Genomic DNA, 13,491 nt, shown 5'->3' with positions numbered 1-13,491 from the left:
TCGTCCCTCCGGGCTGCAACTGACGAAGCGTCAGTTCTTGGCATGGGTATCACCGCCCGCACGAGAGGACAAGCCGCACGGTGCCCGCGATGTGAAATACCGTCGGACGTCCGAGCAGTTCTGCCTAAGCTGCCTGGGCATGACCCAGACCACCGCCACCCGTGCCGCCGTCCCCGCTCTCGCCGCCCGCGCCGCCGACGTGGGCGCGTCTCCCGTCCGGGAGATCCTGGCGCTGACCGCACGCCCCGAGGTCATCTCCTTCGCCGGCGGCCTGCCCGCCCCCGAGCTGTTCGACGCGGCGGGCCTGCGCGCCGCGTACGACGCGGTGCTGCGCGAGGCACCGCAGCAGGTGCTGCAGTACTCCACGACGGAGGGCGACCCGGCCCTGCGCGCCACCGTCGCCGCCCGGCTCGCCGCCCGCGGCCTGCCGACCGGCGCGGACGACCTGCTCGTCACCGGCGGTTCGCAGCAGGGCCTGTCGCTGCTGGCCACCGCGCTGCTGGAGCCCGGCGACACGGTGCTCGTGGAGGACCCGACCTACCTGGCCGCGCTCCAGGTCTTCGGCCTGGCCGGCGCCCGGGTGGTCCCGGTCCCGAGCGACGCGGACGGGGTGCTGCCGGACGCGCTCGACGCGCTGGTCGCCGCGGAGCGGCCCAAGCTGCTCTACCTGATCCCGACCTTCCAGAACCCCACCGGCCGTACGCTCCCGGCGGAGCGCCGGACCGCCGTCGCGGAGATCGCGGCGCGGCGCGGCCTGTGGGTCGTCGAGGACGACCCGTACGGCGAGCTCCGCTACAGCGGCGAGGCACAGCCGTGGATCTCCGCGTTTCCGGGCGCGGAGGACCGCACGGTGCTGCTGGGCAGCTTCTCCAAGATCATGGCCCCGGGCCTGCGGCTCGGCTGGCTCCGCGCGCCGAGCGCGCTGCGCCGCGCCTGCGTGATCGCCAAGCAGGCCGCCGACCTGCACACCTCGACCGTCGACCAGGCCGCCGCCGCCCGCTACTTCGCCGACGCGGACCTGGACGCCCACCTCGCCACCGTCCGCGCGGCCTACCGCGCCCGCCGCGACGCCCTGCTGGCCGGCCTCCCGGGTGCACTCCCCGCGGGCAGCACCTGGAACCGCCCCGACGGCGGCATGTTCCTCTGGGTCCGCCTCCCGGAAGGCCACGACGCCACCGCCCTGCTGCGCAGCGCCGTCACCCACGACGTCGCCTACGTCCCCGGCGCCCCGTTCTTCGCCACCCGCCCGGACCGGGCGACCCTGCGGATGTCCTTCACCACCCACACCCCGGACGAGATCACCGAGGGCCTGCGCCGCCTGGCGCGGGCGTTCGAGTGAGCCGACTCCCCGCGGTGCTACAGCTTCGGCACCCAGCGCACCCCCGAGAGGGCGTCCTCCACCAACTGCACCTGGCGCGCCAGGACGCTGAGGCGGGCGCCCTCCTCCGCGTAGGCGCGCAGGCGCTCCTCGATGGCATGCGGCTCGAAGTGGTCGGCGAGCTCCACCCGGGCACGCGAGTACGCCGAGCGGGCGACCTGGAGGGAGCCGTCGGTCAGATACCGCACGTCGCGGGCGAGCATCAGCGGGTGCTTGTAGAGCACGTGATACCGCCGCCACTCGCCCGGCACCTGGTCGTACAACCACCGGCGGGCGGACTCCTCCCAGCCGGGGCTACCAGGGGGCTGGACGCGCTCCGGCCAGCCGGGAGGGACGGGCGAGGTGTTCACGCCACCAGTATAGGAACATATTTTCGATTCTTGTTCCGTCGCCGTCCCTCGCGATCACCACACCCCGACCACTCACAGGCTCTAGCGTTGGCCCATGCTGAAGATGCCGTCTCGGGTCGAACTGCGCCCGCTCACCCTCGCCCACCAGGACGAGTTCTGCGCGCTCGTGCAGGCCAGCGCGGAGCTGCACCGGCCGTGGATGCAGTTGCCCGCGACCGCGGAGGATTTCCGGGCCTGGATGCGCCGCTTCGACGACGGCACCAGTCTGGGGTTCCTGGTCCGGGTCCGGGAGACCGGCGCGGCCGCCGGCATGGTCAACATCAACTCGATCATCCGGGGCCGCTTCCAGGGCGCGTCCATCGGCTACGCGGCCTTCGCCCCGTCCGCCGGCCAGGGCTACCTGACCGAGGGGCTCACCATCACCCTGCACCACGCCTTCACCGACCTGCGCCTCCACCGGCTCGAGGCCAACATCCAGCCGGCGAACAAAGCCTCCCTGGCCTTGGTCCAGCGGCTGGGCTTCCACTACGAGGGAGTCTCGCCCGCCTACCTCTACATCGACGGGGGCTGGCGGGATCACGAACGCTGGGCCATCACCGCACCGACCCCTTGGACACCCGACCCTTCCCTTCCCGAGGCCTGAGTCGCACGGTCGCTCTGCCGAACCACCCTGGGCCAGGCCGAGACGAACGCGACACAGCGGTCCGGCGGACGCGCCGCCTGTCAGCCCGACTGCCGTCGGCACACGAGGTAGAGCGGCGTGAAGATGATCCACAAGCACAGGCAGCCAAGAGCCCAGGTGGCGGGCTTGCTCACCTCCAGCGATCCCGCCGAGAAGCAGACCGGGGTTCCCCGCGCGGCCTGGACCGAGGCGTCCTGGTGGACCCAGAACACCGTCGCGAGAAGGAGTGCCACGGGAACCAACGTGGCGAGGAACGACCCCATCACCCTCGCCCCTTGCCGGCGATGATGCGGGCGACGGCGGTCGCGTCGTCCGGGGTGATCGTCGGGCGGACCCGGCGGCCGACGTCGAGCACGAGGGCCACGTCCTTCCTCGGCCGACGGGCGTCGAGGTTCCACCAGTGGACGAAGTCCCCCGAGCCCCAGATGCGCCACCGGCGCACCTTGTTCGCTCCGGTCAACGGGAGCGTCTCGACGCCCCTGATCGAGGCGTAAGGGATCCGCTTGGCTCCCCAGGGGTAGTAGCGACGGACGGTGATCCCCTCGTCGTCGCAGATGATCGTGCCGTCGTCGTAGGCGTGCGTGGTCATGTCCGTCTGCCTCAGGGGGTCTCGGGGGTGAGGATGAAGAGGCCGGCGACCCTCTCGTCCGCGTCGAAGGCGACGCGGGCCTTCATGTCCCCGGCCTCGTAGCGGAGCGGGACGTCGACGACGGCGTGGTCCCCGACGCGGCGGACGAACGGCTCCCCCTCGCCGAGACCCTCGAACGCGCCGACCAGACCGGTGACCGTGGCCAGCCCGTCCAGGCGGACCTCGTCGGTGAACGCCGCCAGCACCTCGTCGTTGAACGACCGGCGGGCCTCGTCCATGCGGCCGTCGAGGACGGCGGTCGCGATCGCGGTGGCACGGACGGCGGCGTCGGTCATGCGCACGGTCTTGTCCATGGGCTCTCCCGTTCTCGGGTCAATGGGCTTGCCGAACCGCTGGAACGCGGCCTGACGGGTGACCCCGAGCAGATCCCCGATCTCCTGCCAGGTGTGTCCGGCATCCCGGCACTGCTGCACGCACAGCTTCAGCACCTGCTCGGCCAAGCCGTCGACGTCCCGGGCGAGCCGGACGAGGTCGAGATAGGCCGGCTGAGCCACTGGGCTGCCGACCGACCCGGCCAGCACGGCGGCCTGCTCGGTGAGGTGGGCGGCCAGGGCCGCCAGGGGCATCGGCGCATCAGTCACGTGTCAAGGATGTCTTTACACGGTTCCCGTGTCAAGGAAACCTTTACATCGCCTGACGACCGGCTAGCGCACCACGCGGTAGTGGAGGTAGGTGACGCCGGAGGCGAAGGCGCGGGTCTCGACGCGTTCGAGGTTCACCCGGCGGTCGTCGCGGGGGAAGAACGGAGTGCCGCCGCCGACCAGGACCGGACAGACACGGGCCCGGTACTCGTCGATCAGGTCCAGCGCCGCCGCCTCCGCGGCGAGGGTCGCGCCGCCGAGGGAGATACGACCCTCCCCCGGCTCGGCGCGCAGGCGCGCGATCTCCTCCGCCAGGCCGCCCGAGGCCAGGCGGGCCGCCGCACCCTGGACCGTCGACAGCGTCGTGGAGAACACCACCTTCGGCAGCGGGTTCCACAGCGCCGCCCACGCGCGCATCGTGTCACCGAGCGACGGGTCCCGCCCTGCCGTCTCCCAGTACAGCATCGTCTCGTACAGCCGCCGGCCCAGCAGTTGGACGTCGACGTCCCGGTACTCGTCGTTGACGAAGCGGAGCAACTCCTCGTCGGGCGCCGTCCAGTCGAAGCGGCCGTCCGGCCCGACGATGTAGCCGTCCAGGGAGACATTCATCGAGTAGGTCACGCTGCGCATCGGAGCCCTCCTCCAGAGTAGTGATTCGACAGTACGCCGAGAGCACCGAGAGCCACACCGACAAGTTCTGCTTCCTTGACAAATTTTCTTGTCGGTCGCACTCTGGAGTGGTGCTGGACATCGCCGTGATCGAAGAACCCGCCGCGGCCGAGGCCTCCCTGGACCCGATCCGGGCCGGGATCCTCGCCGCCCTGGCCGAGCCCGGCTCGGCCGCGATGTTGGCCGGACGGCTGGGGCTGCCCCGGCAGAAGGTCAACTACCACCTGAAGGAGCTGGAGCGGCACGGGCTGGTCGAGCTCGCCGAAGAGCGACGGAAGGGCAACGTGACGGAACGGATCTACCGTGCCGCCGCCGCGTCCTACGTGATCTCACCGAGCGTGCTGGGCGCGGTGAGCCCCGATCCCTCCCGTTCGCCCGACCAGCTCTCGGCCAGATGGCTGCTCGCCCTCGGCGCGCGGCTGGTGCAGGAGGTCGGCCGGTTGCTGACCGGAGCCGCACGGGCCGGGCAGCGGGTCGCCACCTTCGGGATCGACGCGGAGGTGCGGTTCGCCTCCGCCGCCGACCGGGCGGCGTTCGGACAGGAGCTGGCCGAGACGGTCGCCGCGCTGGTCAGCCGCTACCACGACGAGGCGGCCCCCGCAGGCCGCACCCACCGGGTGATCGTGGGCCTGCACCAGATACCCGGACCGGACCGCCCGACCCACCGAAAGCCGGATCAGGAGAAGGAGCAGGAGAACCCGGAATGACCCACCCGTTCGAGATCGAGCTGGAGACGACCCTGCCGGCGAGCCCGGAACAGGTCTGGGCGGCGATCGCCACCGGACCGGGCGTCGACTCCTGGTTCATGGGACGCAACCAGATCGAGGCCCGCGAGGGCGGCGTCGCCGCCATGGAGACCGGCCCGCACCGCGCGGAGGCGGTCATCTCGGCCTACGAGCCCGGCAAGCGCTTCGCCAGCCGGACACCCACCGCCGAGGACGGGCGGTTCATGGCCTTCGAGTACCTCGTCGAGAGCCGGGAGGGCGGCAGTACCGTCCTGCGCGTCGTCCACAGTGGCATGCTCGGCGACGACTGGCAGGACGAGTACGACGCGCTGCGCCGGGGCTGGCCCTTCCACCTCCACACGCTGCGCGAGTACCTCACGCACTTCCCCGGCCGTACCGCCGTCCCGGTCTTCGCGGCGGCGCCGACCGGCGAGCGGTCGCCGAGGGACGTCCGCGCCGCGCTCGGCCGCGCGCTGTCGCTCCCCGACCCGGTGACCGTAGGCGCGAGCGCGCACGCGGAACCCGCGGGGCTGCCGCCGCTGGACGGCACCGTGGTCTGGGCCGACGACGAGCGCTTCGCGCTCCGTACCGCCGACGGCCTCTACACCGTCCACCAGGGCCCGGGCGTCGTCCTGAGCTTCCATCACCTCTTCGCGCCCGGCACCGACGGCGCCGCCGCCGAGAGCGCCTGGCAGCAGTGGCTGGCCGGGCTCCTCGCCTGAACCCCCCTCCCCACACGAGTCCCCACACACGAGGTCCCTCATGCGCACTCTCATCAGCACCGCGTTCGTCTCCGTCGACGGCGTCATGGAAGCCCCGGGCGGCGAGCCCGGTTACCGGAACTCCGGCTGGACCTTCAAGGAGGTCGAGTTCCTCCCCGAGGCGTTCGAGATCAAGGGACGCGAGCAGGAGGAGTCGACCGCCGTGCTGCTGGGCCGGACGAGCTACGAGGCCTTCTCCCCCGTCTGGCCGGACATGCCGGAGTTCGCCCACTACCGGACGCTGCCCAAGTACGTCGTCTCGACCACTCTCACCGAGGACCGGCTCGTCCCCAACTGGGGCGAGACCACGATCCTGCGCTCCGTCGGCGAGGTCGCCGCCCTCAAGGAGACCGAGGGCGGGCCGATCATCGTCCACGGCAGCGCCGCACTGAACCACGCTCTCTCCGACGCGAGCCTGATCGACCGTTACCACCTGCTCGTCTACCCGCTGCTCCTGGGCGCGGGCAAGCGACTGTTCAGCACGACGGACAAGGACACCCAGAAGCTGAAGCTGGTCGAGCACGAGGTGTACGCCAACGGGCTGCAGAAGCAGGTCTTCGACATCGTCAGGTGACGATCTGTCGGCGCGGCGGCGGATTTGGCATGATCGTGCGGTGGACCCGGTCGGCGGGGGATGGCCGAGCCGATCCGAGGGTCCGCCTTACGGGGGGAATTCTGCATGCGCGCACTACGCACGATCCTGCTGCCGACCGCAGCGGCTGCCCTGCTCACCCTGATCGCCGCGGGTCAGGGCCAAGGCGCCGTCCCGGGCCCGCAGTTGCGCACCACCGCGATGGCGGTGCCGATGGCGACGGCCGGTGTGGCGGCGACGGACAACAGCGCCGACTCCGGCGCGGCGTCCGCGGCGTACTGGACGCCCGAGCGGATGCGGAAGGCGGTTCCGCTCGGCGCCGCCGCGGCCCCGGGCCTCACCACGACCGCCTCGGCGTCCACCGTCGCGGGGGCACCCGGGTCCGTCCCGCCGCGCCCGGCGCAGCGCGGGCCGGGCACCGCGGCCCAGCCCGCCCCGCACGTGGTCTACGCGTCCGCGGCGGCCGGCCGGGTGTTCTTCCACAACCCGAGGACCGGGGGCGACTACTCCTGCTCGGCGAGCGCGCTCAACAGCGCCTCCCGGCAACTGGTCCTCACCGCGGGGCACTGCGTCCACGGGGGCCGCGGCGGCACCTGGATGACCAAGTGGGTGTACGTCCCGGACTACCACAACGGCACCGCGCCGTACGGCGTCTTCGCCGCGAAGTCGTACCGCACGTTCGCGGTGTGGATCACCTCCAGCAACCTCGCCCGCGACGTCGCGATGGTGACGACGTGGCCGAACAACGGCCGGAAGCTGGTGGACGTCACAGGCGGCAACGGCATCACCTGGAACCGCACCCGCAGCCAGTCCGTGTACGTGCTCGGCTACCCCGACAACTACGGCCAGGCACAGGTCCAGATGTACTGCGCCGGCGGCACGAGCCCGGAGCGCGGCACCAGCCGGCTCCAGATCCGCTGCGACCTGGGCCACGGCGCGAGCGGTGGCCCCTGGCTGGTCTCGTACAACACCCGCATCGGCCTCGGCTACGTGGACGGCGTCACCAGCACGGGCAACCTGAGCACGAAGTGGGACCAGAGCCCCTACTTCGACACGTCCGTGGCCAACCTCTTCAAGGCCCAGGGCTCGGTCACCTGACGTGACCTGACGTGATCCGACGGCATGCCGGGCGGCGCTCCCGTGGTGGGGGCGCCGCCCGTTGGCGTCTTCACCGCGGCCGCAGGCCAAGGACGAGGTCGCGCGGGAGGCCGTGGGTGTCGTGGAGGTAGTGGAGGTCCTCCTCGCTCAGCCGGTCCGGACCCCGGAAGCGGGGGCGGGACAGGACCTGGCGGCCGCGCTCCAGGAGGCGCACGAACCGCCGCTCCTCGTCGAGCAGCACCTCGCGCACCACGCCGGGGTCGAGCCGCTGCCGGAAGCGGTCCAGGGTGTGCCGGACCAGCTCGTCCGGCAGGTCCCCGAGGGTGCGGGAGGAGTCGTCCCGCCACAGGACGGTGAGCAGGCGCCGCACCAGGCGGCGCAGCACGTAGCCCTGGCCGGTGTTGGAGGGACGGACGCCGTCGCCGATCACCACGACGGACGAGCGCAGATGGTCCCCGACGAGCCGCAGCGAGGGCTCGTCCAACCGCCACAGCGGCGGCAGCAGGCGGCGCCAGGGATCGAAGACGTCGCACTCGAAGACCGACCGGCGCCCCTGGAGCAGGGAGGACAACCGTTCCAGGCCGAGCCCGGTGTCGACGTTCCGCTGGGGCAGCGGAACGAGTGAGCCGTCGTCCAGGCGGCGGTGACGCATCATCACGTGGTTCCAGATCTCGACCCAGCGGTCGTCACCGGTCGGCGTGGACCGCGGCGGGCCGTCGCCGGTCCACAGGAAGATCTCCGAGTCCGGACCGCAGGGACCGGTCGGGCCGTTCGACCACCAGTTGTCCTCGGTGGTGAGCTCCACCGGGACGCCGCGGTCCTGCCACAGGTCGAGCGAGTCGGTGTCCGGACCGGTCTGCTCGTCGCCGCCGAAGACGGTGACATGGAGCAGGCGGGGGTCGATGCCGAAACCGTCCGTCAGCAGGCCGTAGCCCCAGTCGAGGCTCTGCGGCCCCTCGTAGTCGCCGAGTGACCAGCTGCCGAGCATCTCGAAGACGGTGAGGTGGGTGGTGTCGCCGACCTCGTCGAGGTCGGTGGTGCGCAGACAGCGCTGGACGTTGACCAGTCGCCGGCCGAGCGGGTGCGGGCGGCCTTCGAGGTAGGGCGTGAGCGGGTGCATGCCCGAGGTGGTGAAGAGCACCGGATCCCCGGGCGGTGGGAGCAGCGTCGAGCCGGTGACGCGGCGGTGGCCGCGGTCCTCGTAGTACTCGACGAAGGTCCGGACGATCTCTTCGGTGGTCAGGCGGGTGTTCATGACGGTGGCTCCTCGCGGGCGGGTGGCGAGGGCGCCGGAAACAGGCCTGCGGGAGCGAGGGAACACGGAAAGACACCGAGCACCACACGGCGGACCGTTTCCGGTCGCCGAGGGGTGGGTGACGGTACGTCAGGCGGCGGCAACCGGCGAGCTTGTCGCTCGCGCGGTCGCGGTGGTGGTTCGGCCGGTGACGTTCATGGGCCGAGGCTAACCGGCACGCGGCGGTGGCGTCACTCGAATTACTCCGCCACGCCGGAGTGGGTTGTCATGCACGGACTCTGGCCGAGCCACTACCCTACGCAGTGGATCGACCACGAACAGTAGGGATCTCCCATGGCCTCCTGGCGCCTTCTCGGCCTGTCCGCCGCCCTCGCCCTCACCACCGCCGCCACCACGACCGGCTTCGCCCCGGCCACCCACCCCACGGGAACGGCCCGCGCCTGCGCCGTCGTCGCGGACCACCACCGCGTCCTCTCCCACACCTGCGCCGACAGCACCGACGCACCGGCGCTGCGCGCGGTCCGCGCCGACAACACCCTTCTGGTGACCCTCTACCAGGACGCGGGATTCGAGGGCCAGCAGACCAGCCTGTACGGGCGCAGCGGCGCGTGCGACTCCCAGGGCTACAGCTTCGGCGACCTGACCGACGCCAACTCCCAGGTGAACGGCATCTCCTCGTACCGCGTCTACAACAACTGCGGTGCGTCCAGCATCTTCACCGGCACCGGCTTCTCCGGCCAGGGCAGCGGCGTGAACCACGGCGACCAGGGCTACGTCGGGGACCAGTGGAACGACAACGTGTACTCGATGAAGGTCTGGAACGGCTGAACGACCCTCACAACCCCGCCGCGTCCAGGCGCCGTTCGATCGCCCGAAGGCGGTCCGCGACCTGACGCAGCACCTCCTCCCCGGCGGCGGGCGCGGCCGACTGACGGGCCTGCGTGAAGCCGGCCAGCGCGGAGCCGATCGCGCGGCGGACCGCCGCCGCGTCCAGGCCCGCGTCGAGCAGAACGCGGCCCGCGCCGCACTCCGGCTCGGCGAGCAGGCCGAGCAGCAGGTGCTCGCAGCCGATGTAGTTGTGCCCCAGCTCGATCGACGCCTCCAGCGACGCGCCGATCGCGCTGCGGGCCGCCATCGTCATGCCCGACCAGAACCCGCCCCCCTCACCCGCCGCGACGGGCAGCGACTCCTCGGCGGTGCTCGTCACCGCCGCCTCGCGCAGCGCGTCGGCGTCGGCGCCGAGCACCGGCAGCAGGCGGACGGCGAGGTTCTCCCCCTCGTCGAGCAGGCCGACGAGCAGCGGCGCCGTGCCGAGGGGGCCGTCCCCGGCGGCCTGCCGGCCGAGCTCGAGCGCGGCGCGCAGCCGGGCCGTCATCCGCTCGCCCAGGCGCCCGGTGAACTCCGGCCGGGAGCCGGGGTCGAACTCCGGGTCCCGCAGCGCGGCGACGCCCTTGCGGGCGACCGTCACCACCTGGACGGCATCCGTCAGCGCCTTCTGGCACACGGCCGAGACGGGGATTCCGGCCGCCTTGACGGCGGCGGCGAGGTCGTCGGGCAGATACACGTTGATCTTGGGCATGAAGGCCTCCGAGGGATGGGCCGAGTATCTGTAACCCCTCTAGGGTTACATGCGGGGTTATAACCGTCAACGCTCCCTGCGGCGCACAATCCGAACACGGGCACAGTCGACGGGGGACGACCATGCTGGGGAACCTCTCGCAGGACGCGGTGCACTGGCCGCCTACGGTCATCGCCGTGTTCTGGATCGGGCAGCTCGTCCGTGCCTACGGGCGGCGCGAGGAACCCTGGACAGCCCGGCAGTGGGTGGCAGCCGCGATCCTGGTCGTCGGCGCGGCGGGCTTCGCCCTGGCCGGCTGGTGGGGTCGGGTCGTCCTGGCCACAGCCGTCGCGGTCGTCACAGCCGCCACGTACGTGCTGCTCGACCGTCGCCCGGGAACAGCGGAGCGGCCCTACTCCCCCGAAGGGGAGCAGGGCCGCTCGGAGCCGTAGCGCGCCGGGATTACTTGATCAGCGAGCGCAGCACGTACTGCAGGATGCCGCCGTTGCGGTAGTAGTCCGCCTCGCCGGGGGTGTCGATCCGGACCTTGGCGTCGAAGGAGACGCCGGAGTCCGTGGTGACCTTGACGGTCTTCGGGGTGCGGCCCTCGTTCAGCTCGGTCACGCCGGTGAAGGAGAAGGTCTCCTCGCCGGTGAGGCCGAGGGAGTCGGCCGTCTGGCCCTCCGGGAACTGCAGCGGCAGGACGCCCATGCCGATCAGGTTCGAGCGGTGGATGCGCTCGTAGGACTCGGCGATGACGGCCTTGACGCCGAGCAGCGCGGTGCCCTTGGCCGCCCAGTCGCGGGACGAGCCGGAGCCGTACTCCTTGCCGGCCAGGACGACGAGCGGGGTGCCCGCGGCCTGGTAGTTCTGCGAGGCGTCGTAGATGAACGACACCGGGCCGTCGGCCTGGGTGAAGTCGCGGGTGTAGCCGCCCTCGGTGCCGGCCGCGATCTGGTTGCGCAGACGGATGTTGGCGAAGGTGCCGCGGATCATGACCTCGTGGTTGCCACGGCGCGAGCCGTAGGAGTTGAAGTCACGCTTCTCGACGCCGTGCGCCTTGAGGTACTCGGCGGCCGGGGTGCCGTCCTTGATGTTGCCGGCCGGGGAGATGTGGTCGGTGGTGACCGAGTCGCCCAGCTTGGCCAGGACGCGGGCACCGGCGATGTCGGTGACCGGAGCCGGCTCGTGCGCCATGCCCTCGAAGTACGGGGGCTTGCGGACGTAGGTGGACTCGGCGTCCCACTCGAAGGTGTTGCCGGTCGGCACCTGCAGGGACTGCCAGCGGTGGTCGCCCGCGAAGACGTCCGCGTAGTCCTTGGTGAACATGTCCTGGTCGATCGAGGTCGCGATGACGTCGGCGACCTCCTGCTCGGTCGGCCAGATGTCGTGCAGGTAGACCGGGTTGCCCTCGGCGTCGGCGCCCAGCGCGTCGCGGGTGATGTCGACGTTCATATTGCCCGCGATGGCGTAGGCGACCACCAGCGGCGGCGAGGCCAGGTAGTTCATCTTGACGTCGGGGTTGATCCGGCCCTCGAAGTTGCGGTTGCCGGAGAGCACCGAGACGACGGCCAGGTCGTGGTCGTTGACGGTCTTGGAGACCTCCTCGGGCAGCGGGCCCGAGTTGCCGATGCAGGTCACGCAGCCGTAGCCGACCAGGTTGAAGCCCAGCTTCTCCATGTAGGGGAGGAGGCCGGCCTTCTCGTAGTAGTCCATGACGACCTTGGAGCCCGGCGCCAGCGTGGTCTTGACCCACGGCTTGACGGTCAGGCCCTTCTCCACGGCCTTCTTGGCCAGCAGGGCGGCGCCCAGCATGACCGAGGGGTTGGAGGTGTTGGTGCAGGAGGTGATCGAGGCGATCACGACGGCGCCGTTGTCGATCTCGTAGGTCGAGCCGTCGGGGGCGGTGACCGGCGACGGGTTGTGGATGCCGTTGCTGGACGCCGGGGCGTCGGAGGCCGGGAAGGACTCCTCGCCCGACTCGTCCGAGGTGGAGATGTAGTCACGCACGGCGGAGCGGAACCTGGTGGCGGCCTCGGCCAGGATCACGCGGTCCTGCGGGCGCTTCGGGCCGGCGATCGACGGCACGACGGTGGCGAGGTCCAGCTCCAGGTACTCGGAGAAGACCGGCTCGACCGCCGGGTTGTGCCACAGGCCCTGCTCCTTGGCGTAGGCCTCGACGAGCGCCAGCTGCTGCTCGCTGCGGCCGGTCAGGCGCAGGTAGTTGATGGTCTCGCCGTCGATCGGGAAGATCGCGCAGGTCGAGCCGAACTCCGGCGACATGTTGCCGAGGGTGGCGCGGTTGGCCAGCGGCACGGCGCCGACGCCGTCACCGTAGAACTCGACGAACTTGCCGACGACACCGTGCTTGCGCAGCATCTCGGTGATGGTGAGCACCAGGTCGGTGGCGGTGGCGCCGTCCGGCAGCGCGCCGGTGAGCTTGAAGCCGACCACGCGCGGGATCAGCATGGAGACCGGCTGGCCCAGCATCGCGGCCTCGGCCTCGATGCCGCCCACGCCCCAGCCCAGCACGCCCAGGCCGTTGACCATGGTGGTGTGCGAGTCGGTGCCGACACAGGTGTCGGGGTAGGCCTGGCCGTTGCGGACCATGACGGTGCGGGCCAGGTACTCGATGTTCACCTGGTGCACGATGCCGGTGCCCGGGGGGACGACCTTGAACTCGTCGAACGCGGTCTGGCCCCAGCGCAGGAACTGGTAGCGCTCCTTGTTGCGGCCGTACTCGATCTCGACGTTCTGGGTGAACGCGTCCTTGGTGCCGAACTTGTCGGCGATGACCGAGTGGTCGATGACCATCTCGGCCGGGGCCAGCGGGTTGATCCGGGAGGGGTCGCCGCCGAGCTCCTTGACGGCCTCACGCATGGTGGCCAGGTCGACGACACAGGGCACGCCGGTGAAGTCCTGCATGATCACGCGGGCGGGCGTGAACTGGATCTCCTCGGAGGGCTCCGCGTTCGGGTCCCAGTTGCCGAGCGCCCGGATGTGGTCGGCGGTGATGTTCGCGCCGTCCTCGGTCCGGAGCAGGTTCTCCAGGAGGATCTTCAGGCTGTAGGGAAGGCGGGCGGCGCCCTCGACCTTGTCGAGCTTGAAGATCTCGTACGACTCGTCGCCCACCTGCAGTGCGCTGCGGGCGTCGAAGCTGTTCGCGGACACGACTTCTCCCTGTGTTCTGGGT

General features: G+C 71.2%; 16 protein-coding genes. 8 read left to right on the top strand and 8 right to left on the bottom strand.

Annotated elements, in window-relative coordinates; translation table 11 throughout:
* Positions 1-139: 139 nt before the first annotated feature.
* Entirely contained in the window at positions 140-1,339 is a 1,200-nt protein-coding gene (locus ABH931_RS10880) for a PLP-dependent aminotransferase family protein (protein ID WP_370112146.1), read from the top strand.
* Positions 1,340-1,356: 17 nt separating this feature from the next.
* Here ABH931_RS10880 and ABH931_RS10875 read toward each other — a convergent pair whose 3' ends face one another.
* On the bottom strand, positions 1,357-1,728 hold the full coding sequence (locus tag ABH931_RS10875; RefSeq protein WP_042414042.1) for a hypothetical protein: 372 nt from the start codon (positions 1,726-1,728) through the stop codon (positions 1,357-1,359).
* Between the two features lie 94 nt (positions 1,729-1,822).
* Between ABH931_RS10875 and ABH931_RS10870 the strand changes: the two genes are divergently transcribed.
* Positions 1,823-2,371, top strand: a complete 549-nt coding sequence (locus ABH931_RS10870; protein WP_370112145.1) for a GNAT family N-acetyltransferase — start codon at positions 1,823-1,825, stop codon at positions 2,369-2,371.
* An 80-nt stretch (positions 2,372-2,451) separates the two neighbouring features.
* On the opposite strand, the gene ABH931_RS10865 is transcribed toward ABH931_RS10870, so the two are convergent.
* The 4 genes from ABH931_RS10865 to ABH931_RS10850 form a co-directional block, all read right to left on the bottom strand.
* Positions 2,452-2,643 (bottom strand): hypothetical protein, encoded by a 192-nt coding sequence (locus tag ABH931_RS10865; protein ID WP_370112144.1) that lies wholly within the window; start codon positions 2,641-2,643, stop codon positions 2,452-2,454.
* 29 nt (positions 2,644-2,672) lie between these two features.
* Positions 2,673-2,999, bottom strand: coding sequence for a hypothetical protein (locus ABH931_RS10860; RefSeq protein ID WP_370112143.1), 327 nt, complete (start codon positions 2,997-2,999; stop codon positions 2,673-2,675).
* A gap of 11 nt (positions 3,000-3,010) precedes the next feature.
* On the bottom strand, positions 3,011-3,640 hold the full coding sequence (locus ABH931_RS10855) for a DUF3887 domain-containing protein (RefSeq protein ID WP_370112142.1): 630 nt from the start codon (positions 3,638-3,640) through the stop codon (positions 3,011-3,013).
* 63 nt (positions 3,641-3,703) lie between these two features.
* Positions 3,704-4,270 (bottom strand): dihydrofolate reductase family protein, encoded by a 567-nt coding sequence (locus ABH931_RS10850; RefSeq protein ID WP_370112141.1) that lies wholly within the window; start codon positions 4,268-4,270, stop codon positions 3,704-3,706.
* A 110-nt stretch (positions 4,271-4,380) separates the two neighbouring features.
* Here ABH931_RS10850 and ABH931_RS10845 point away from each other — a divergent pair, with 110 nt between their 5' ends.
* The 4 genes from ABH931_RS10845 to ABH931_RS10830 all read left to right on the top strand — a co-directional run bounded on the left by ABH931_RS10845 (position 4,381) and on the right by ABH931_RS10830 (position 7,485).
* Positions 4,381-5,016 (top strand): ArsR/SmtB family transcription factor, encoded by a 636-nt coding sequence (locus ABH931_RS10845; RefSeq protein WP_370112140.1) that lies wholly within the window; start codon positions 4,381-4,383, stop codon positions 5,014-5,016.
* Positions 5,013-5,756 (top strand): SRPBCC domain-containing protein, encoded by a 744-nt coding sequence (locus ABH931_RS10840; RefSeq protein WP_370112139.1) that lies wholly within the window; start codon positions 5,013-5,015, stop codon positions 5,754-5,756. Before ABH931_RS10845 ends, ABH931_RS10840 begins: the two co-directional genes overlap by 4 nt.
* Positions 5,757-5,796: 40 nt before the next feature.
* Positions 5,797-6,369, top strand: coding sequence for a dihydrofolate reductase family protein (locus ABH931_RS10835; protein ID WP_370112138.1), 573 nt, complete (start codon positions 5,797-5,799; stop codon positions 6,367-6,369).
* A 105-nt stretch (positions 6,370-6,474) separates the two neighbouring features.
* Entirely contained in the window at positions 6,475-7,485 is a 1,011-nt protein-coding gene (locus ABH931_RS10830; protein ID WP_370112137.1) for a serine protease, read from the top strand.
* 70 nt (positions 7,486-7,555) lie between these two features.
* Here ABH931_RS10830 and ABH931_RS10825 read toward each other — a convergent pair whose 3' ends face one another.
* On the bottom strand, positions 7,556-8,740 hold the full coding sequence (locus ABH931_RS10825; protein WP_370112136.1) for an alanine--tRNA ligase-related protein: 1,185 nt from the start codon (positions 8,738-8,740) through the stop codon (positions 7,556-7,558).
* A gap of 333 nt (positions 8,741-9,073) precedes the next feature.
* On the opposite strand from ABH931_RS10825, the gene ABH931_RS10820 reads away from it, so the two are divergent.
* A complete protein-coding gene (locus ABH931_RS10820) occupies positions 9,074-9,568 on the top strand; it encodes a hypothetical protein (RefSeq protein WP_370112135.1) in 495 nt (164 codons plus the stop codon).
* A 7-nt stretch (positions 9,569-9,575) separates the two neighbouring features.
* Here ABH931_RS10820 and ABH931_RS10815 read toward each other — a convergent pair whose 3' ends face one another.
* Positions 9,576-10,319 (bottom strand): Clp protease N-terminal domain-containing protein, encoded by a 744-nt coding sequence (locus tag ABH931_RS10815; protein WP_370112134.1) that lies wholly within the window; start codon positions 10,317-10,319, stop codon positions 9,576-9,578.
* A 122-nt stretch (positions 10,320-10,441) separates the two neighbouring features.
* On the opposite strand from ABH931_RS10815, the gene ABH931_RS10810 reads away from it, so the two are divergent.
* Entirely contained in the window at positions 10,442-10,750 is a 309-nt protein-coding gene (locus ABH931_RS10810) for a hypothetical protein (protein WP_370112133.1), read from the top strand.
* Between the two features lie 10 nt (positions 10,751-10,760).
* Here ABH931_RS10810 and acnA read toward each other — a convergent pair whose 3' ends face one another.
* On the bottom strand, positions 10,761-13,469 hold the full coding sequence (gene acnA, locus ABH931_RS10805; RefSeq protein WP_370112132.1) for an aconitate hydratase AcnA: 2,709 nt from the start codon (positions 13,467-13,469) through the stop codon (positions 10,761-10,763).
* Positions 13,470-13,491: the final 22 nt, after the last annotated feature.

The sequence above is a fragment of the Streptacidiphilus sp. MAP12-33 genome, assembly GCF_041261265.1.
Lineage (GTDB): Bacteria > Actinomycetota > Actinomycetes > Streptomycetales > Streptomycetaceae > Streptacidiphilus.
The sequence above is the reverse complement of the archived record's forward strand: the minus strand, read 5'-3'. Positions and strand labels throughout refer to the sequence as shown.